Genomic DNA, 19473 nt, shown 5'->3' on the forward strand with positions numbered 1-19473 from the left:
ACGGGGAAAGAAACCGAGGCCCTTCCCGTGGTCGCTGCCGCTTGGCGGAACGCAAGAGCTCCCCGCCCTTCGGGCGAAACGCCTTCGGCGAAAAGCGGCGCGCCTTCGGCGGAAAGCGCCGTTACCTGATCCCTCGCCGCCCACGACCAGTGACCGAATTGCGCATCACTCGTCTAGTCCCGGGGGAAGGCCCAGGCCACCAGGTTGCACTCCAGCTTCCCCATCAGGCGCACCACCTCGGCCCGTTCGGCCTCGTCGCACCCGCCGGTCGTGACCTGCTCCAGTTCGCCCCAGATGCGCTCCACCTCGCGGTGCAGTGCCTGGCTGGCCACGGTCGGCTCGATGATCCACGCGCGGCGGTCGGACGGGTCGGGGACGCGGCGGACGAAGCCTGCCTTTTCCAGGCGCTGGACGGTGCGGGTCATGGTGGCCGAGTCGGAGTCCAGGATGCCGACCAGCTCCGCCTGCCGGGCCGGGCCGCAGTCCCACAGGTGCATCATCACCAGCTCCTGGCCGGGGTGCAGCCCGGCCTTGCGCAGCAGCTGGCCCGCCACCATGCGGTGCAGGCGGGCCAGTCGGAAGATCGCGTGGCTGACCGGGCCGGTGCGGGCGGTGGCGGGTACGGGCAGGCTCGTTGGGGTCGCTGTCTGGTCAGCCATGATGACCATCTTAGTCGTCTACCAGCGTGATCGTGGTCACTGGCGGAACAATCCAGGGGTTGATACCTGTTCGGACAGGTATCCGACCTTGGAGGTTTGTGATGACCACCCCGTTCGACGCGCTGGACCTCGCCGGCACCCGGCTGGCGAACCGCATCGTGATGTCCCCCATGACCCGCAGCCGCGCGTACGACACCGTCCCGACCCCGGCGATGGCCGAGTACTACGCGCAGCGCGCGTCCGCCGGGCTGATCATCACCGAGGGCATCCAGCCCTCCGCCGTGGGCCAGGGTTACGTCCACACGCCGGGCCTGCACACCTCCGAGCAGGTCGAGGGGTGGCGGAAGGTCACCGACGCGGTGCACGCGGCGGGCGGGGTGATCTTCGCCCAGCTCATGCACACCGGGCGGATCGGGCACCCGGACCTGCTGCCCGGCGACCTGCACCCGGTGGCACCCTCGCCCGTGCGCGCGGCGGGCAGCACGTTCACCGGTACCGCGATGCTGGACAACGTGACGCCGGTGGCGCTGACGCCGGAGGGTATCGAGGAGACCGTCGCCGACTACGCGCGAGCGGCCCGCAACGCGATCGCCGCCGGGTTCGACGGGGTCGAGCTGCACGGCGCCAACGGCTACTTGATCCACCAGTTCCTCGCGCCCAACAGCAACCAGCGGACCGACGAGTGGGGCGGGTCGGTGGAGAACCGGCTGCGCTTCCCCGTGGCGGTCGTGCGGGCGGTCGCCGAGGAGATCGGGGCGTCCCGGCTGGGCCTGCGGGTCTCGCCCGGCAACCGGTACAACGACATCCAGGAGACCGACCACCACGACGTGTACCCGGCGCTGGTGGAGGCGATCGACCCGCTCGGCCTGGCCTACCTGCACGTCTCCGAGTGGGACCGCGAGTTGACCCTGTCCCTGCGCAAGCGCTTCGGCTCCACCCTCGTGCTGAACCCGCGCAACCACGAGGGCGTCACCGAGCCGTCCGACCTGGACCTGATCGCCGACGGGACGGCCGACGCCATCGCCTTCGGCGCGCTGTTCCTGGCCAACCCGGACCTCCCGGCGCGGATCGCGGCGAACGGCCCGTTCAACACCCCGGACCCGGCCACCTTCTTCGGCGGCGACGAGCGCGGTTACACGGACTACCCGACGCTGGCCGCCTGACTCCGGCGTGAGACCGGCGCTCCTTCCACGAAGGGGCGCCGGTTTCGCGTTGTCAGCGGCCGTTCGCGCGGCGGCGCAGGATGAGCAGGACGACCGTGCCGCCGGTGAGGAGCAGAAGGCCGATCACCAAGGGGGCTGTCACGTCCGCGCCGGTGTCCGGGAGGCCGGTGTCGGTGGCAGCGGGGATCACCACGGGTTTGGGGCGGGTGGTGGGCCAGTCCAGGGTCAGGGCGGTGGTCGTGGTCGTGGTGGTCGTTGTTGTGGTTGTCGTTGTGGTGGTTGAGGTTTCGGTGGGTGGGGGCGGCGGAGCGGGCGGAAGTGTTGTGGTGACTGGAGGTGGTGGTGGCGGGGGTGGCGTGAAGCAAGGGGGAATGGTCAGGGTTTTGGTGAAGGACCAGCCTCGGGTCCAGTAGCGGTCGTCCCAGGCTTCCACCGTGATGGTGAAGGTGTGCCCGGTGGTGCCGGGAGCGGTGTAGGTGCGGCGGAAGTACGAGCCGAAGGTGCGGAAGTCCAAAGGGCTTGTGTTGTCGGTGATGCGCAGGACGTTCGGTCTGTCGTTGTTGTAGTAGCGGAGTTCTACGGACAGCACGGCTTGGTTGTCGGCGCACGTCACCTTGAGCGTCGGGGTGTGTGCGGACGCCGGGGCAGCGGCGAGGACCGTGGCGAGGGCGGCGGTGATGACGCAGAGCGGAGCCCGGAGGGTCCGAGCGTGCATGGTCACTCCTGTTGGTACGGCGGGAAGCGCATACCCCTATACGGACCGGTGTCACCACCTGTTCACATCCGGTGTTGCTCAATTCGGGTGACATGCGGGCTTGTCAACCGCTGACCCATCGTGGTTTCAGCAGGTGGTCACCCTTGTTCGCGAAGCTGCGAAGTGGCTACTTTGCCGTCTGGTCGGAATGCCGCCCGGACTGGAAAGGGAGTGTGCGATGGCCGTCCTCTGCTCCCGCAGGCACATCGACTTCGGCTTCGCGTCCAGCGCTATCTGTCGCTGACAGAACAGTTTCTGCCGCACTCACATCCTTTTCCGAAGGACTCCACCATGAGCGTGTCCGTACGACCACGCCTGCGTGAGCCCGACGAAGACCTGTCGACGCTGAAAGTCGTGCCCGCCCGCCACCCCTGGCGGTGGGTCGGCGTGGTCGTCGTCTTCGTGCTGCTGGCGCAGTTCATCCACGGTCTGGCCACCAACCCCGGCTGGGACTGGCCGACGTTCCTCCAGTACTTCACCGCCCAGTCCATCCTGCGGGCGGTGGGGGTCACGCTGGAGCTGACCCTGTACGGCACCGCCATCGGGTTCGCGCTGGGCATCGTCCTGGCGCTGATGCGGTTGTCCCGCAGCAGGTTCCTGTCCGGGGTGTCATGGGCCTACATCTGGGCCTTCCGGTCGATCCCGCTGATCGTGCAGCTGCTGTTCTGGTTCAACATCTCCTACCTGTACGAAGAGCTGCACTTCGGCATCCCGTTCGGACCGACGTTCTTCGGGGTCGAGACCAAGGACCTGATCAGCCCGATGGGCGCGGCGGTGCTCGGACTGGGGCTGCACCAGGCGGCCTACGCGGCCGAGATCGTGCGCTCGGGCATCATCTCCGTCGACCACGGGCAGTTGGAAGCGGCGGCGGCGCTGGGGATCCCGAAGGCGCGGCAGTTCCGCCGGATCGTGCTGCCGCAGGCGATGCGGTCCATCCTGCCCAACGCGGCCAACGAGGTCATCAGCTTGTTCAAGGGCACGTCGATCGTGTCCGTGGTGGCCATCGGCGAGCTGTTCTACCAAGTGCAGGTGGTGTACGGGCGCAACGCGCGGGTCGTGGCGCTGCTGATGGTGGCGACGGTCTGGTACATCGTGCTTACCACCCTGCTGTCGATCGTCCAGCACTACGTGGAGAAGCGCTACGCCAAGGGCGCGACCCGGGACGCGCAGGGCTGGAAGTGGTCGCGGTGACGGGTGACGTGATGGTCCGGTTGCGCGGGATCCACAAGAGCTTCGGCGACAACCAGGTGCTGCGCGGAGTGGACCTCGACGTGCCGACCGGCGCTGTGGTGGTGGTGCTCGGGCCGTCGGGGTCGGGGAAGTCGACGTTGCTGCGCACGATCAACCACCTGGAGAAGGTGGACCGCGGGTACGTCACCATCGACGGCTCGCTGGTCGGGTACCGGCGGGTGGGCGACCGGCTGCACGAGCTGCGCGAGCGCGAGGTGCTGCGGCAGCGCACCGGGGTCGGGTTCGTCTTCCAGAACTTCAACCTGTTCCCGCACTTGACGGTGTTGGAGAACGTGGTGGAGGCGCCGGTGTCGGCGCAGCGGCGTCCAGTGGCCGAGGCGCGGACGCGGGCACGGGCGTTGCTGGCGCGGGTCGGTTTGGCGGACAAGGAGGACGCCTACCCGAGGCACCTGTCCGGTGGTCAGCAGCAGCGGGTAGCCATCGCTAGGGCGCTGGCGCTGGAGCCGAAGGTGCTGCTGTTCGACGAGCCGACGTCCGCGCTGGACCCGGAGCTGGTCGGCGAGGTGCTCGACGTGATCAAGGACTTGGCGCGCAGCGGGACCACGATGGTCGTGGTGACGCACGAGGTCGGTTTCGCGCGCGAGGTCGCGGACACGGTGGTGTTCCTCGACGAGGGTGTGGTGGTGGAGCAGGGGCCGCCGGGTGAGGTGCTGGACAACCCGCGGCACGCGCGTACTCGTTCTTTTCTGTCCAAAGTGCTCTGAAGGGATTTGTCGTGGCTGGGTGGAAGTTGGCCGGGGTCGGTGCGGTGGCGGCGCTGGTGCTGGCGGGGTGCGCGGGTGCGGACGGGGCGGTGACCGAGGACAAGGTCGTGGCGGCCGGGAAGACGGTCAACCTGAGCCCGCAGCAGAACCGGGTGGTGGCCGACAAGGTGGACGCGATCGCGGCCAAGGTGCCGGAGTCGATCCGCAAGTCCGGCAAGCTGGTCATCGCCGGCTCGTCGACCTCCGCGCCGCCGCTGCGGTTCTACGCGAACGACGACAAGACCGTGATCGGGGTGGAGACCGACATCGCGGTGCTGATCGCCGGCGTGCTGGGGCTGGAGCCGCAGCTGGAGGTGACGTCCTGGGAGAACCTGTTCGTGGGCTTGGACAGCGGGGCGTACCCGTTGGGCTTGTCGAACATCACGGTGACCGAGGCCCGCAAGGAGAAGTACGACTTCGCCACGTACCGGTTGGACACGCTGGCGTTCGAGGCGCGCAAGGGCGGCTCCTGGAAGGTGAAGGGGCCGGAGGACGTGGCCGGGAAGATCATCGCGGTCGGGTCCGGGACGAACCAGGAGAAGATCCTGGTGGCGTGGAGCAAGCAGAACGAGGCCAAGGGGTTGCAGCCGACGGACATCAAGTACTACCAGAACGCGGCGGACTACTACCTGGCTCTGGAGTCCGGGCGGATCGACGCTTACCTGGGGCCGAACCCGGTGTCTGCTTACCACGTGGCGACTTCCGGGAAGACGGAGATCATCGGGTCGTTCTCCGGGGGTGGGGAGATCCAGGGGAAGATCGCGGCCACGACGAAGAAGGGCAGCGGGCTGGTGGAGCCGGTGAACGAGGCGCTGAACCACCTCATCGCGAGCGGGAAGTACGCCGAGGTGCTGGACCGGTGGGGGTTGTCGAACGAGGCGGTCGAGAAGTCGGAGATCAACCCGCCTGGGCTGCCGAAGAGCTGAGCGGGTGCCGGGGTCGCACGACCCCGGCACACCTCGCGTGGAATATCGGACCGTTGGCGGCGTGGACGTGGGCCGTGCGGGAGCATCGAGCGGTAGGCGGCATTCCGTTCGGGAGGCTCTGTGCGACGTCGGTTGGTCTGGCTGCTGGTCGGACTGGCGTTGGTCCTGGTGGCGGTCGGCGCGGTGCTGACGAAGCTCCCCGTGCCCGCGGCGGTCTCGTCGGCGGCAGCGGCTGCGGCGGCGGTGGTGGCCGGGTTCTCCACGACCCGCGCGGCGGCGGTGGTGAAGCTGCGCGACGACCGCCGCGACGCCCGCCGGTCGCTGCTGCGCTGCGACCGCCGGGGCCGGCTGCCGCTCGTGCGGGAACTCGACGACCCCGTCCAGCTGGGCGCGCACCCGGCTGCGGCCGTGGGCTCGGACCGCGTACCCGCCTTCGTCCGCCGGGACGTCTCCGCGCTGGCGGAGTGGGCGGCGATCACAGCGGACGAGGAGCGGTGCAACGGCCGGTTCAACGCCCGGACGTTGTACGCGCACGACGAGTGGCTGAGCTGCATGGCGGACAGCGGGGACTCCAGTGGTGCCCTGGAGATCGGGCGGCGGCTGCTGGACGAGTGCCGTGCCGACGGCGATGTCCCGCTCACCGTCCTGCGCGCGCTCCGCCTCGGGATCTCGGTGTGGGCCGGCGAGAGCGGCGATGTCGCCGAAGCGGTGCGCATCCTCCACGAGGTGGGGGAAGAGGACGTCCGGCGGGTCGGTGAGGACGATCCGGCGGTACGGGCCGTCGACTTCCGGTTGCGGTACTGGCGGGCCGTGGAGTGGGCGCGTGGCGGGCGGGTCCGGGATGCGGCTGACGAGTTCCGGCGGTTGGGTGACGAGGTCGTGTCGGCGTTCGGGATGTCGTCCGGGCTCGCGGTGAAGGTGTTGCGGGAGCGGGACAAGGTGTGCTGAGAGGCCGGGCGAGCGGGAGGCTCGTCCGGCCCCTCGGCGTGGTCCTGTCCCCCCGGCGCCCCCGGCCGCCGAGCTTCGGGTGCCGGGGGACAGGGCGGGGCGGTGGGAGTGCGGTCCGCCGCCCCGGTCAGTTCTTCGCGTAGACGTCCGGGGTGCCCGTCGTCGCGGCCTGGTAGCCGCCTGCGAAGAGTTGGTTGACCCGGTTCGCCTCCTGGGCGTTCGGGTACGGGTTGCGGCAGGACGTGCCCGCGCTGCCGCCGGACATCAGGTACGAGCAGATGCCGTTGTAGGTGTCGGGCAGGCCCAGGCCGTGCCCGATCTCGTGGGCCACGATCCGCAGGGCGTAGTGGCCCGCCGCCACGTCCCGGGTGTCGATGTAGATGGTGGCGCACCCGAGCCCGCAGGGGTAGGCCCGGGAGCCGCCGCCGGTGGTCGCGTAGATCCGGATCGTGGCGCTGCCGCCGCGGACCATCCGCAGGTTCGGCACCCTCGAGTTCCAGATCTGCGCGGCCTGGTCGGCTTCCGCCGAGTAGCCGGCGGCGCTGTAGTAGACGGTCCTGGCCAGGGCCGTGGTCGGCGTCGCGGCGGCGGTCGGGGCGCCGGCCGCGAGCGCCAGGGTGGTGAGCATCGCCGCGAACAGGATGCGCAGGGGTTTGCCGGTCACACGATCTCCTTCGGTGCAGGGGAAGGTTCTCGTGCAATTCACGGTAGGAGCTGATGACCGGATGGCGTCATAGCGGTTGGGCATAGATGCCGTCGATGGGCCACGGGCGGGCGTCCGCCATGAGGCCGATCATGCCGGACACCAGGCGCAGCTGGTCCACGCCCCGGATGTCGGCCTCGACCAGGCGCGGGGACGCGACGACGATCGCCGCCGCCTGCGCGCGGGACAGGGCGACGTTGATCCGGTTGCGGGACAGGAGGAAGTCCAGGCCGCGGGGGAGGTCCACGGCGGCGGACGACGTCATGGTGGTGATGACGACCGGGGCTTCCTGGCCCTGGAACTTGTCCACCGTGCCGACGCGGACCTCCGGGTAGCCGTGCTTCTCCAGTTCCCGCCGGACCAGACGGACCTGCATGTTGTACGGGGCCACGACGAGGATGTCGGATTCGGTGATGGGGCGGGCGTTGTGAGTGTCCGTCCACATGCGACCCATCAACGTCTGGACGATCTGGACGACCGCCTTGGCTTCTTCCACGGAACTCGTGGTGTTGTGGCGGTGATCCACCTCGTGGACGTACACGCCCGAAGCCAAGTCGGCGATGCCGCGGGTGGCGGCCGTGGAGTGGGCGTGCAGGAGGCCGGCGTAGGACAGGTTGGACACCGGTGTGCACACGTCGGGGTGCATCCGCCGGGTCTGGTCCAGGAAGTAGCCCAGGGTGGGCGGGATGACGTCCGCGTCGCCGATGAGGTGGCCCAGCGCGGAGGCGTCCGCGCCGGCCGGGTGGGTGCCCTGCACGACCTGGGGCAGCTGCTGCGGGTCGCCCAGCAGGACCAGGTTGCGGGTGCACGTGGACACCGCCAGCGCGTCGGCCAGCGCGAACTGCCCGGCCTCGTCGATGATCAGCACGTCGAACGGCTGCTCGCGCAGGGTGGCGTTGGCGAAGGTCCACGCCGTGCCGCCGACCAGGTGACCGGCGCCCTGGTCGGTGCGCCAGCGGACCAGGGCCGGGTTGTCCTTCGGCTGCTCCCACGCGCAGTCCTTGGCGGGCGTCCCCTTGGGGCGCTTGGCGGTGGGGATGGGGACGCCCAGCTCACGGCCGGCCGCCAGGGCGGCGGACAGGACGTTCTCCACCGCCTTGTGGCTGTTCGACGTGACGCCGACGCTCTTCCCGCCGCGGATCAGGTGCGCGATCAGGCGGCCCGCCAGGTAGGTCTTGCCGGCGCCGGGCGGGCCTTGGACGGCGAGGGTCGAGTTGTCCAGCGCGTCCACGGACGCGATGACGTCGGTGATCACGTCCTCGGTGTGGGGGAGACCGTCGGAAGACCTGAGCCGGGGCGGGGTGCGGCGGACCAGGTCCACGCCGGGGTGCGGCGGCAGGGCCGGGAGGTGGTCCACGACCGTGCGGGCCAGCTCGTAGACGGCCTCGTCCTTCGGCGACGGGCGGACCGGGCTGCCCGGGAGCACGGCGACGGGACGGGCGGTGTCGGTGTCGTCCGGGGCGGTGCTCTCCAGCAGGACGATGTCCTCGGCGGACTCCGCCAGCACCACGGCGTCGCGCGTGTGGTTCGGGGTGCCCGGGTAGAGCAGGCGGACCTGGTCGCCCGGCGCGAACGGGTGCGGCCGGTCGGGGTCGCAGCGCACGACCACCTCGCGCTTGGCCTTGCGGACCCGGCCCGACGGCATCGCCCAGTCCTGGGCGGTCACCGACACCGGGACGGTGCAGGCGTTGTCGGACTCCAGCTCGGGCAGCGGCGCGGCCACCTGCCGGAAGAAGTCCCACCACGCCGGGTTCGTCTCCCGGCGGTGGTAGCCGACCGCCGCCGCCAGCAGGGCGCGGGCGCGCTCGTCGTCCGTGGCGTCGGCCGGGTTGTCCGGCAGGCCCGCCAGGAGCGGGTCGATGACGGCGGCGAGGCGCTCGGCCCGTTCGGCACGGCGCTGGGCGGCCAGTTCGTCCTCGATCTCGTCCACAAAGGACTGTTCGGGGACGTGCGGCTCGATCCCCGCCTCGGCGCGCACTTCGAGGAGGAAGTTGTAGAGGCGGCGGGTGGAGACGCAGTCGTAGGCGTTGTAGTCCGCGATGCCCCGCAGGACCTCCTCGGCCTCGGCGGGGTCGTTGAGGGTCAGGTACTCCTCGTAGGCCTCGATGCTGGACACGGCGGTGGTGACGTCGCCGTCGCGGGCGGTGTCCATGTAGAGGGGTTCGAGGTACTTGATCGAGTACGAGCGCTGGGAGACGCGCAGGGCCTTGCGCACCACGGCGTAGAGGTCGACCAGGGACCGCGAGCGCAGGAGGTGGTCCACCGCCTCCTCGCGGGTGCCGTGCAGGGCGGCCAGGCGTTTGAGCGCGCTCGTCTCGTAGGGCGCGTAGTGGTAGATGTGCGCGTCCGGGTGCTCGGCGAGGCGGGCGGTGGCGAAGTCCACGAAACGCTCGAAGGCGAGCTTCTCCTGGGGACGGGTGTGCGCCCAGAACGGGGTGAACTCCTCGTCCGGGGTGACCACGCCGAACAGGTACTCCAGCCCCTCGCCGGCCAGGGCGAACGGGTCGCCCTCCATGTCGAAGAACAGGTCGCCGGGGCTGGGCGGCGGCAGCTCGGCCAGGGCCTCGGGAGCGACGACCTCGTAGGCGACCTTGCCGACCGGGTCGTCGGCGGTGCGGGAGTCGTCCTGGATCACCTGGAGGGCGGCCTGGGCGCGCAGCCCGGTGAAGGTGGCGGCGGACATCGTCGCCGGGCGGTCCTCGCGGGTGGCGTTGGCGAGGGCGTCGATCGTGCCCAGGCCTGCGGCCTGGAGCTTGCGGCGCTGGTCGGTGCGGATGCCGGCGACCAGGGACAGGTCGCGGTCGCGTTCCCGGCCGGTGGCGCAGTGGCGGGCGAACCGGCAGGTCGCGCAGGCCGGGCGCTCGTCGTCCCAGAGGCGGTCGGGGAGGGTGGTGTCCCCGAGGCGTTCGGTGAGGCGGTCCTTGAGGTTGCGGACCAGGGGCAGGAAGTCGGCGACGCGGTAGGTGCGGGTGGTGTCGTCGCCGAGGACCAGGTGCATGGCCGGGCCGGCGTGGTCGTTGAGCGCGTCGGCGTAGGCGGTGAGCTGGACGATGTTCGCCGGGGAGGGGTGGCGGGCCAGCTTGGCGTCGTGCGGCTCGTAGCCGAGGTCGGTGCGGACCAGGAAGTCGGCGCGGCCGTGGAAGCCGTCGGCGTAGAAAACGGCCTGGTAGATCACCGGGGCTTGGGTTTCGAGGGCTTGGCGGGTGGCTTCGGCCGCCGCCTGGAGGGCCTCGTGGGTCGGCGCGGGTTGGGGGATCTCGACCACGTCGTGGGTGGCTTTGAAGCGGTCCAGGACGGCCTGCTCGTGGGCCAGTCCGTGCTTCGCGGCCAGGATGTCGCGCTGGGGGTCGGGGCTGGGTGCGCCGGGGACGCCCAGGGCGAGGGCCAGGGTGAGGCGGCTGCGGTGGTCGCACTCCAACAGGTCCACCAGGTCGGCCGGGGAGTGCACCAGGCGGCCGTCGGCGTTGAGCATGGCGGGCAGTATCGCGGGGGCACGCGCCTGAACGGCGGACCGCGCTCGGCGAGTCGCGGTGTGGTTGGCGCGACGTGGCGGGCGCGCCGTGCGGGCGGGCGCGATGTTCGCGGGTGTGGCCTCCGGCCCCCGTCTCCATTCTCCCACCGACCACCGACAATTCGGGTCTCCACCGACCACCGACGATTCGGGCGGGCGGCTCAGTGTGGTTGTCGGGACGTCCAGCGGGTGTGGTGGGCGGTGGCTTGGGTGTGGGCTTTGGCCTCGGCGTCGGGGTGGACCGGCTCGGCGCACCACCTGCGCAGGACCTGGGCCATCTCCTCGACGAACCGGTGGCCGGTCGGGGTGAGGCCGCCGCTGGTCAGCAGCGTTTCGGTGGCGGTGTAGGCGGCCCGGCGCCAGCGGGCGTACTCGGTTTGGGCGGCCAGGCCCGGGCGGGTGCGCCAGAACCTGGCCACGCCCAGGTGGGCGTAGGTGCCGTGCAGGAGGCCGGCCAACGGGCGCGGGTCTTCGCGCCAAGGGGCGTAGAAGGTCTCGCGGCGGTCCGGGACGAGCAGGGGGAACAGGTCCATCAAGGCCACGAGCTTGGTGTGCTGGGCCTCGTGGACGAGGGTCACCGCCAGCGCCTCCGGGTCGGGGGACGGGGACAGGAAGACGCAGCCGAACGCGTCCGCGACGGTGGCGCTGGTGGTTCCGGTCGGGGCCGCGGGCATGGGGGTGATGACCGTCACGAGTTCGGCCACCTCGGCGGCCAGGGTGGGGTGGTCGGTGGACAGGATGTCCCAGGCCGCGGCCAGGGAGCGGTGCCAGGCGTCCGCGTCCACCTCGTCGGCGATCGGGAGTTCCGGTGGGGTGCCGCCGCCCGGCCACGTGTCGATCTGCACCGTGCGCGGGCCGAGGGTGATCTCCGGCATGGGTGTGTACGCCAGGGTCGTCGGGTCCGCGACGCCCAGGGTCGGCAGGGCGAAGACCTCCACCGGGGGGAAGTCCAAGGTCACCGGCAGGCCGGCGCGGACAGCGGCAGCGGCGGCGGTGAAGGACAGTTCGGCCGGGCGGGTCGGCACGCGGGAGCGCAGGGCCAGGGCGGTGCGGATCGCCCACGCGCCCACCGACGGGTGGTCCAGGACCGCCGCGACCTCGTCCGGTGCGACGCGGTCGGCGTCCACCAGCAGGCGGTAGGCCGGGCGGGCCTCCTGGGCGGTCGCGATGAGCCTGATCAGCAGCGACGTCCGGCTGCGGCGGGCCAGCCGCAGGTCGCGGACGACCTCCGGGCCGCCCTCGCCGCGGGCCAGCGCGGTGAAGGCGGCGGCGGACAGGCGCCACCGGGGCACCGTCACGCCGGCGCCGCCAGGTCGGCCGCCGCGCGGTCGCGGACGTGGGTGATCAGGCGGAACAGGTCCGGGCAGTACACCGACGGGTGGTCGAAGCCCGACCCGGCGCGGAACCGGTGCGCCCGCAGGCCGCCGCCGCACGCCGCCACCACCGGGCAGGCCCGGCAGGTCGCCGCCAGGCGCCCGGAGCGGGACGCGACCACCTCCGGCAGGGACAGGGCGCGGTCGAAGTCGTCGCGGGACACGTGCAGGCCGGTGGACGCGGCGGACGGCGCGGACGAGGCCAGGATGTCCGACGCCGAGATCGACCCGTCGGTCTCCACCACCACCTGCGCGGTCGGCGTCACCCCCACGCCCTCCAGCCGCGACTGCCCGCCCAACACCACGTTCAACAGTTCCTCGAACAGCCGAACGCGGGTCACCGGATCGTCATACCACCGGTCGAACAACGGGATCAGCCAATCCGCGTAAGGGGTTCGAGGGGACCCGGCAGCGCGCCCGGGCGGCGGAACTGTCCAGTTCCCGTGCGGCAGCAGGAAATCCAGGACGGGCGGCGAGAAATCGAGCAGGGAACCGTAGACGTCGTGCGGGTCGTTGTTCACATCGACCACACACAGCACGCCCCGGTACACCGCGGGGAACTCGTCGGCCAGCAACCGCAAACCGTCCCGCGCCGCCGCCCAACTGCCCGTTCCGTCGGGCCGCCTGCGGTGCCGGTCGTGCGCTTCCCGGCCCCCGTCCACGCTCACCCCGACCCCGACGCCCAGTTCCGCGAACAACCGCAGGAAGTCCCGGTCGAGCAGGGTTGCGTTGGTCTGCACGGAGAACCGCACCGACGCGGGCACCACCGAGCGGAACCGGTCCACCAGCGCAGCCAGCGCCGCACGTCCCGCCAACAGCGGTTCTCCGCCGTGCAGCACGACTTCCACCTCGGACAACGCGTGCGCCCGCACGTGCCGCGCCACCCGTTCGGCCGTGTCCGCCACCACTTCCGGCGACATCACGCGCGGACGCGAACGCCAGCTCTGGTCGGCCAGTTCGTAGACGTAGCAGTAGTCGCACGCGAGGTTGCACCGGCTGTGCACCTTCACGACGAACTGCCGGAACGGCCGCGTTTCCATGCACCCCCCGATCCATCGGCCCCCGGACAACCAACCAAACACATCGCGCCGGCGCTCACTTCCGCCGATCGGAGGATTCCCCGCATTCTTCGTTGCCGCGCACTACGATGGGATCAAGGGACCGGGAGCAAAGCCGCACCTTTGCGGTGAGGGGGTGGAAGATGGCCGAGGAACCCGTCCTGGAGTCCGAACTCCTCGACGTCACCGGGATCGACCTCGCGCGCCTGGCGGAGTTGCCCGACACCGCGTTGCGCGCCGCCCTGAACCGCATCCTCGCCGAGAACGCCGAGCTGCCCGACCGGTTCGCGGCGTTCGAGAGTTCCCTGTAGCGCGCCCCCCTTCCGCCCGCCGATCTGGAGCAGTCCATGAGCAGCCCTGCCGGCCACGGCCACACCGGTGTGACGGCGTTCCTGTCCGCCACCGGCGGCACCGGACGCACCAGCGCGGTGGCGAACCTGGCCTGGGTGCTGTCCGGTGCGGGACAACGGGTCCTGGTGGTGGACTGGGGTTCCGAGGTGCCGCACGTGCGCGAGTACCTGGAGCCGTTCCTGGTGTCCCGCCGGGCTTTGCCCGACGCGCTGGGCCGCGCGCTGCTGGCCGCCTACCACGCCGACCCGGCGCGCGAAGAGGACCCGCTGCCGGTGGTGGAGCGGTTCGCGCTGCCCGCGCCCGACGACGGCGGCCACATCGACGTCGTGGCCCCGTTCGGCGGTGAACCCGGTCGCGGCGGGCACGGCGACGCCGGCGCGATCGCGGAGTTACGCGCCCGCCTGGCCGAATCCGACTACGACCAGGTGCTCATCGACGCGCCGACCGGGGTCGCGGACGAGTCGCTGACGCTGGTCGCGACGCTGTGCGAGCTGGCCGTGGTGTGCTTCCGGCCCCGTCCCAGGGCCATAGCCGACGCCGCCGACCTGGCCACGCGGGTCCGCAAGCGCGCGCCGATCCGCATCGACGTGGTCCCGGTGGCCACGTTGTTCGACGACTCCGAGCAGTCCCGCGCGCAGCGCGTCCGCTCCCAGATCCACGCCGCCTTCGCCGAACTGCTGGCGGGACAGGCGAAACGCGTCCCGGACGGCGGCACGGTCGAGATCCCGTACCGGCCCTTCGACGCCTTCGACCCGCTGCTCGCGATCCTGGCCGAGGAACCCGGCGGCACCGGCGCCCTGGAAGCCCAGTACGGCCGCCTGGCCACCGCCGTCAGCGGCGGCGCGGTCACCGCCGCCCGGCCCGTGTCCCCGGTGCTGCGCGCCCGCTACCGCCGCGTCTTCGGCCTGGCCTCCACCGCCGAGCCCGACCGCGTGGCCGTCGCCTACGCCCCGCGCGACCGCGCCTGGGCCGACTGGGTGCGCGGCCAGCTCGAACGCGCCGGCGCGCAGGTCCGCCCCTACACCGAGGCCCGCGAGTGGTGGGAGGACGACGTGCCGCCCGGCGTGGTGGTGCTGGTGTCGCCGCACCTGGACGGCGTCGAGCTGCCCGACCGGCCGGCGACGGTGCTGCGGCTGCTGCTGGACCCCGACGACGACTCCGACGGCCTGTCGGTGCACCGGCACGCGCCGGAGACGTTGAGCGCCAAGCTGCTCGGGCACTTCGGCCTCATCGACCGCCCCGGCACCGCGCACGACACCACCATGCGGGTGCCCGGCGCCGACCCGGCGGTGTTCCACCTGCCGCCCCGGCACCGCGCGTTCGTCGGCCGCGACGAGGACATCGAGGCGCTGCGCGACGAGTTCGCCGACGCCGGCGCGGAACGCGCGGTGGTGACGCTCAACGGCGTGCCCGGCGTCGGCAAGAGCGAGCTGGCGCTGGAGTACGCCTACCGGTTCTCCTCCGACTACGACGCCGTGTGGTGGCTGTCCGCGCAGGACCGGCAGTCCGTGCAGGTGGGCCTGGCCGACCTGGCGGTGGCGCTGCGCCTGCCCGGCTCCACCGACTTCGGCTCGCTGACCGCCCTGGACCGGCTGGCGAACGACCCCGCCTACGCGCGGTTCCTGCTGGTCTACGACAACGCCGACGACCTCGACGCGATCGCCGACCTGCTGCCGCCCGGCGGCGGCGGGCACGTGCTGATCACGTCCGGCATGGCCGCCGCGCCCGCGATCGAGCTGGTCCGGATGAGCCGCGAGGACAGCGTCGAGCTGCTGCTGCACCGGGTTCCGGGGCTGGCCGTCGAGGACGCCGACCGGGTCGCCGCGCACCTGCAACGGCTGCCGCTGGCCCTGGACCTGGCCGCCGCGTGGCTCGCCGAGACCGTCGCCACCGAGCGCGGCATGGGCTCGTCGGACGCCGACGCGGCGGCGTGGGCGACCCGCACGTTCTTCGACCGGTTGGCCCGGTCCGACCGCGACGGCGTCAGCCGGGTGGTCGACGTGGTCACCGGGTCGTTGCGGGAGAACGGGATCGGCCGGGTCGCGGTGCTCGTGGCGCGGCTGTGCTCGTTCCTGTCGCCGCAGGGCGTGGCGCTGGGCCTGGTGCGCTCGCCCGCGTTCCTGGACCGCGTGATCGCCGCGGGCGGCCTGGACGCCGCGCCGCTGGAGCTGGACGCCGGCGAGATCGACCGCGTGCTGTGGACCGGCGCGCGGCACGGCCTGTTCCGCGTGGACTGGGGCGACCAGTACACGCTGCGGCTGCACCGGGTGGTGCAGCGGGCGTTGCGCGAGGGCATGACCCCCGTGGAGCGCGAGGCCCGGCAGGCGGACGTGCTCTCCGCGCTGGCCGCGTTCGCGCCCACCGAGGTGGAGGAGAAGTCGCCCACCCGCGCACACCGGTTCCAGGAGTTGCAGCAGCACGTGTTCCCGTCCGGCGCGCTGCACAGCAACGACCCGAAGGTGCGCCGCTGGCTGGTCAACCAGGCGCGGTTCCTGTTCACCGACGGAGGCGCGGGCGTGCGGCGGGCCGCGCTGGAACCCGGCCGGGCGCTGCTGTCGTCGTGGACCCGCCGGTTCGGCGCGGACGACCCGCTGCGCAACCGCCTGGCCACCCAACTGGCCAACGTGCACCGCGTGCTCGGCGAACCCGTCGAGGCGCTGCGCCTGGACGACCTCGCCCTGGCCCAGCAGCGCCGCGCCCTGGACCTGCTGCACCCGCAGCCGCTGGCCACCGCCCGCGGCCGGGGCGGCGACCTGCGCGGCCTGGGCCTGTTCGCCGAGGCGCTCGCCGAGGACCAGGCCACCTGGGAGGGCTCGCGCGAGGTCCTGGGCGAGGACCACCCCGACACCCGCCGCGCCGCGCACAACCTGGCGCTGTCGATGTACCTGTCCGGCGACGTCGTGGGCGCGCTGGCGCTGGAGGAGGACAACTTCCGCCGCCGGCGCAGGCTGTTCGGCGATCGCGACGAGTACACCTGGAGCACGCTCGCGCAGATAGGGCTCTACCAGCGGGAACTCGGCCGGTACCCGGAGGCGCTGGAGTCCTTGCTGCGGGCCTCGCAGAAGTTGCAGAGCCTGCGGCCGGAGCTGAACCCGGTGCAGGTGCGGGTGGCCTGGCAGTACGCCGTGGCGCTGCGGCAGGCCGGGCGCACCCGCGCGGCCAAGGAACGCACCGGCAAGGCGTTGCGGGACTTCCGCGAACTGGTCGGCCCGGACCACCCGTTCACCCTGGGCTGCCGGCTGAGTTTCGCCCACGACCACCGGCGCGTCGGCGGCGACCCGGACCTGGCCGTGGAGCTGGCCCGCAGCGCGCTGGACGGTTTCCAGGCGCTGCAAGGCGTCCGCGAGGAGCACCCGTTCCTCGCGCTGTGCCGCCTGGGCCTGGGCCTGGCGCTGCGCGCGGCGGGCGACCACCCCGGCGCGGTGGCCAACGTCGAGGCGGCGGCGTCCGTGCTGCGCGCCCGACTGGGCGACACCCACCCGTGGACCCTGGCCGCCGCCGTCGACGAGGCCCGCGTCCGGTCGGCGGCGGGCGACACCGCCGTGGCCGCCGACCTGATCGCCGCCGCGCACGCCGACTGCGTCGAGTTCCTCGGCCCCGACCACCCCCACACCGCAGCCGCCGCGCACAACCTGCGGATGGGTACCACCGACGAGGACTGGCTGGAGTGTGATGTCGACATCCCGCACACCTGAGCGCCCCGGAGGAAGCGTGGAGCTGTACGAGGAGGAGGCCGAGCACCTGGGCCCCGAGTTCGACACGACCCGGCACGCGTGCCGCGCGGCGATCGTGAAGAGCCCGGCACTGCACTACCTGGCGCACTACAGCAGCGGCGTCTTCGACTTCGGCGTCGACGCCCTGGGCGACCCGCCACCCCCTCCCGACGCCTTGCCCGGCGGCAGCAGGCGCGAGGAGCTCAAGCGCCTGGGCAGGCACCTGACCTTCCAGATGACCGCCCTGGACCGCACGTTGCAGGAGGTCCGCACCGGCCGGCTCATCCGCCTGGTCCTGCACACCGAGGAAGGCGCGGTGTTCTGCGACTCGGTCGTGCCCACCGAACACGTCGTCGGCCTGGTCCTGGACCACGCCGGCGCGGGTCCCCTCTTCGGCCACCCGGCCGTCGACGAGGCAGACCGAGCGGTCGCCGAACTCGCCACGTCACTGCGCGGCGAACTCAGCCTGGGCTCCCTCAACCCCGGCGGCTGGGAAACCTCGTCCGACCCGGTCCCCCTGCCGGGCGCCGGCCCGCACGACCCGTTCGTGTCGGTCGGCAACGGCTCCCTGCCCGAGTGCCTGGCGGCCTCCCGCGCCGAGGACCTGCACGTGGTCGCCCACGTCGCCGGGGGAGAGGTGCGGACGATGGTGGACCACCTGGGCGACCCGTCCCTGGCCCCGTTCTTCAAGCAGATCACCGTCGACGCCCGCCGGCGGTTCTACCAGGGCTTCCTCCGCGAACTGGGTGGCTTGGCCACCAAGCTCAACAGAGCCCTGCGCCCGGTCGTAGGCGGCCTGCTCGTGCGGGCTGTCCTGGACGTGGAGATGGGCGCGGTCTACTACTACCGGCTGGGCCCCGGCGAGTACTTGGCGGGCGTGACCATCGACCAGGCGCGGGTCAGCAACGCCGACGAGAGGCTGTCTTCATTGGCGGCCGGCCTCACTCCATTCGGGCCTTGAACAAGATGATTCCGCTGCCTACCGTGAAATGGTGACACCCGCGCTTCGCTCGGCAGCACTCTTGGCCGCCCTCGGCGCGGGGTGGATCGCCGCGTGGCAGCTGGGACTGCGTGAAGTAGACGAATCCTCGGCATATTCCTTCTTCATCACCGCGTTGCTGGGCTTCGGCCTGTACGCGAGCACCAGCGGCATCGTGATCGAGGAATTCCGCCGCGAGTTGCGCACTGTGGTGGTAGCGGTCACTCTGGGTGTTCTCGCGAAAGTCGCCCTGATCTTCGCGGTGATGTTCCTGGTGTACCGACAGCCGGAACACCTGGTCTTCGCGGTAGCCGTGGCCCAGATCGACCCGCTGTCGGTGGCCGCAGTGCGGACGAAGTCCAAGATGTCCGATTCAGCGAAGGCTTTGCTGTCCGCGTGGGCCTCCTTCGACGACCCGATCACCGTCCTGCTGACCGTGTACATCACGTCTTTCGCCTTGCAGGGCGGCACAGTCGGCGGTTTCGGCGCTTTCACGGTCAACTTCGCCCTGAACCTCGCACTGGCCGGTGGCGCGTTCCTGCTGTGGCTCTTGGTACGACGCCGAGGCGTGACCATCACGGGCCGTGGGGCCAGGCTGGCCGTGCACGCCGTGTCGGCCGTCGTCGTGGTCGTGATCGGGTACGTGGCGGTGAGCTTCTCCCTGCTGCTGGCCCTGGCCCTGATCGGCTTGTTCTTCCGGCCGGACCTCGGGAAGTGGGTGGACGGCCTGGCCGAGGTCGGCATGTTCGCGGCGACCTTCGCGGTCGGGTTGGTCCTGGCCTTCGAGTTCTCGTGGGTGCTGGCCGGGGTCGGAGCGGTGCTGGGCGCGGCGGCGTTCTTCGCGCAGGGAGCAGTGGCCTGGGTCCTCACCCTGCCAAAACGCTGGCGCGGCGACCGGATGCGGCTGAGCCTCGGGCAGCAGAACGGCTTGACGGCGATCATCCTGGCGCTGTTGCTGGAGCCGACTTTTCCGGGCGCGATCGCGGTGGTGGCCCCTGCGGTCGTCGTGGTGAACCTCCTACACGCCTTCGCCAACGGCACCTACGACCGTCTCCAACCTCCCAAGCCCGAGGCAGTCGAGGAACCCGAGAAGGCCGAACCGGCACCAGAACCAGTACCCCAGCCGGCACTCCGCCCGGCCGCCGTACGCGTCAACCGCCCCAAGCGAGTCCCCCAGTTCTAACAGGCCCCATCGCGCGCAGCGCGGGCTCTTCGGCGAAGCCGGCGAGTGGGCAGTCCGCCGAGGAGGACACAGCGCAACTTTGGCTTCTTGCTTGTGTCATCCCCGTATGGCCTGCCCGAAGGGCTACCGCATTTTCCGGGGGTTGCAGCCGAAAGTTT

The 19473-nt window shown here is 71.6% G+C and carries 15 protein-coding genes; 9 read left to right on the forward strand and 6 right to left on the reverse strand.

Going from position 1 to position 19473, the window contains the following annotated elements; translation table 11 throughout:
• Nucleotides 1-173: 173 nt before the first annotated feature.
• On the reverse strand, nucleotides 174-659 hold the full coding sequence (locus WBN91_RS33700; RefSeq protein WP_337728364.1) for a MarR family winged helix-turn-helix transcriptional regulator: 486 nt from the start codon (nucleotides 657-659) through the stop codon (nucleotides 174-176).
• Nucleotides 660-760: 101 nt separating this feature from the next.
• Here WBN91_RS33700 and WBN91_RS33705 point away from each other — a divergent pair, with 101 nt between their 5' ends.
• The gene (locus tag WBN91_RS33705) at nucleotides 761-1822 is read left to right on the forward strand and encodes an alkene reductase (protein WP_337728363.1); all 1062 of its coding nucleotides are present in this window, start codon (nucleotides 761-763) and stop codon (nucleotides 1820-1822) included.
• Between the two features lie 52 nt (nucleotides 1823-1874).
• On the opposite strand, the gene WBN91_RS33710 is transcribed toward WBN91_RS33705, so the two are convergent.
• The gene (locus WBN91_RS33710; RefSeq protein WP_337728362.1) at nucleotides 1875-2537 is read right to left on the reverse strand and encodes an LPXTG cell wall anchor domain-containing protein; all 663 of its coding nucleotides are present in this window, start codon (nucleotides 2535-2537) and stop codon (nucleotides 1875-1877) included.
• Nucleotides 2538-2867: 330 nt separating this feature from the next.
• On the opposite strand from WBN91_RS33710, the gene WBN91_RS33715 reads away from it, so the two are divergent.
• The 4 genes from WBN91_RS33715 to WBN91_RS33730 all read left to right on the forward strand — a co-directional run bounded on the left by WBN91_RS33715 (nucleotide 2868) and on the right by WBN91_RS33730 (nucleotide 6444).
• Nucleotides 2868-3767, forward strand: coding sequence for an amino acid ABC transporter permease (locus WBN91_RS33715; protein WP_337728361.1), 900 nt, complete (start codon nucleotides 2868-2870; stop codon nucleotides 3765-3767).
• An 11-nt stretch (nucleotides 3768-3778) separates the two neighbouring features.
• The gene (locus WBN91_RS33720; protein ID WP_337728365.1) at nucleotides 3779-4531 is read left to right on the forward strand and encodes an amino acid ABC transporter ATP-binding protein; all 753 of its coding nucleotides are present in this window, start codon (nucleotides 3779-3781) and stop codon (nucleotides 4529-4531) included.
• Nucleotides 4532-4542: 11 nt separating this feature from the next.
• Nucleotides 4543-5496, forward strand: a complete 954-nt coding sequence (locus WBN91_RS33725) for an ABC transporter substrate-binding protein (protein ID WP_337728360.1) — start codon at nucleotides 4543-4545, stop codon at nucleotides 5494-5496.
• Nucleotides 5497-5616: 120 nt separating this feature from the next.
• Nucleotides 5617-6444 carry a hypothetical protein gene (locus WBN91_RS33730; RefSeq protein WP_337728359.1) on the forward strand — a complete coding sequence of 276 codons (828 nt, stop codon included), beginning with the start codon at nucleotides 5617-5619 and terminating at the stop codon, nucleotides 6442-6444.
• A 127-nt stretch (nucleotides 6445-6571) separates the two neighbouring features.
• Here the strand turns inward: WBN91_RS33730 and WBN91_RS33735 are convergent, their stop codons facing one another.
• The 4 genes from WBN91_RS33735 to WBN91_RS33750 form a co-directional block, all read right to left on the reverse strand.
• Complete coding sequence (locus tag WBN91_RS33735; protein ID WP_337728358.1) at nucleotides 6572-7108, reverse strand: snapalysin family zinc-dependent metalloprotease; 537 nt, start codon at nucleotides 7106-7108, stop codon at nucleotides 6572-6574.
• Nucleotides 7109-7175: 67 nt separating this feature from the next.
• Nucleotides 7176-10619 (reverse strand): TM0106 family RecB-like putative nuclease, encoded by a 3444-nt coding sequence (locus WBN91_RS33740; protein WP_337728357.1) that lies wholly within the window; start codon nucleotides 10617-10619, stop codon nucleotides 7176-7178.
• 200 nt (nucleotides 10620-10819) lie between these two features.
• Nucleotides 10820-11956, reverse strand: coding sequence for an aKG-HExxH-type peptide beta-hydroxylase (locus tag WBN91_RS33745; RefSeq protein WP_337728356.1), 1137 nt, complete (start codon nucleotides 11954-11956; stop codon nucleotides 10820-10822).
• Nucleotides 11953-13071 carry an FxsB family cyclophane-forming radical SAM/SPASM peptide maturase gene (locus WBN91_RS33750; protein WP_337728355.1) on the reverse strand — a complete coding sequence of 373 codons (1119 nt, stop codon included), beginning with the start codon at nucleotides 13069-13071 and terminating at the stop codon, nucleotides 11953-11955. Before WBN91_RS33750 ends, WBN91_RS33745 begins: the two co-directional genes overlap by 4 nt.
• Before the next feature lie 161 nt (nucleotides 13072-13232).
• Between WBN91_RS33750 and fxsA the strand changes: the two genes are divergently transcribed.
• The 4 genes from fxsA to WBN91_RS33770 are packed head-to-tail and all read left to right on the forward strand — an operon-like array spanning nucleotide 13233 to nucleotide 19315.
• Nucleotides 13233-13400 (forward strand): FxSxx-COOH cyclophane-containing RiPP peptide, encoded by a 168-nt coding sequence (fxsA, locus tag WBN91_RS33755; RefSeq protein ID WP_170199842.1) that lies wholly within the window; start codon nucleotides 13233-13235, stop codon nucleotides 13398-13400.
• 36 nt (nucleotides 13401-13436) lie between these two features.
• On the forward strand, nucleotides 13437-17135 hold the full coding sequence (gene fxsT / locus WBN91_RS33760) for an FxSxx-COOH system tetratricopeptide repeat protein (protein ID WP_337728354.1): 3699 nt from the start codon (nucleotides 13437-13439) through the stop codon (nucleotides 17133-17135).
• 16 nt (nucleotides 17136-17151) lie between these two features.
• Nucleotides 17152-18114, forward strand: a complete 963-nt coding sequence (locus tag WBN91_RS33765; protein WP_337728353.1) for a hypothetical protein — start codon at nucleotides 17152-17154, stop codon at nucleotides 18112-18114.
• Between the two features lie 31 nt (nucleotides 18115-18145).
• Nucleotides 18146-19315 carry a hypothetical protein gene (locus WBN91_RS33770; protein ID WP_337728352.1) on the forward strand — a complete coding sequence of 390 codons (1170 nt, stop codon included), beginning with the start codon at nucleotides 18146-18148 and terminating at the stop codon, nucleotides 19313-19315.
• Nucleotides 19316-19473: the final 158 nt, after the last annotated feature.

The organism is Saccharothrix sp. CCNWYY140 (genome assembly GCF_037401995.1).
In the GTDB taxonomy this organism is placed as follows: domain Bacteria; phylum Actinomycetota; class Actinomycetes; order Mycobacteriales; family Pseudonocardiaceae; genus Actinosynnema.

Bases quoted from the DNA above. Each gene is read 5' to 3' on its own strand.
- WBN91_RS33700 (WP_337728364.1), bottom strand. From the start codon at position 659: ATGGCTGACCAGACAGCGACCCCAACGAGCCTGCCCGTACCCGCCACC.
- WBN91_RS33705 (WP_337728363.1), top strand. From the start codon at position 761: ATGACCACCCCGTTCGACGCGCTGGACCTCGCCGGCACCCGGCTGGCG.
- WBN91_RS33710 (WP_337728362.1), bottom strand. From the start codon at position 2,537: ATGCACGCTCGGACCCTCCGGGCTCCGCTCTGCGTCATCACCGCCGCC.
- WBN91_RS33715 (WP_337728361.1), top strand. From the start codon at position 2,868: ATGAGCGTGTCCGTACGACCACGCCTGCGTGAGCCCGACGAAGACCTG.
- WBN91_RS33720 (WP_337728365.1), top strand. From the start codon at position 3,779: ATGGTCCGGTTGCGCGGGATCCACAAGAGCTTCGGCGACAACCAGGTG.
- WBN91_RS33740 (WP_337728357.1), bottom strand. From the start codon at position 10,619: ATGCTCAACGCCGACGGCCGCCTGGTGCACTCCCCGGCCGACCTGGTG.
- WBN91_RS33750 (WP_337728355.1), bottom strand. From the start codon at position 13,071: ATGGAAACGCGGCCGTTCCGGCAGTTCGTCGTGAAGGTGCACAGCCGG.
- fxsA (WP_170199842.1), top strand. From the start codon at position 13,233: ATGGCCGAGGAACCCGTCCTGGAGTCCGAACTCCTCGACGTCACCGGG.
- fxsT (WP_337728354.1), top strand. From the start codon at position 13,437: ATGAGCAGCCCTGCCGGCCACGGCCACACCGGTGTGACGGCGTTCCTG.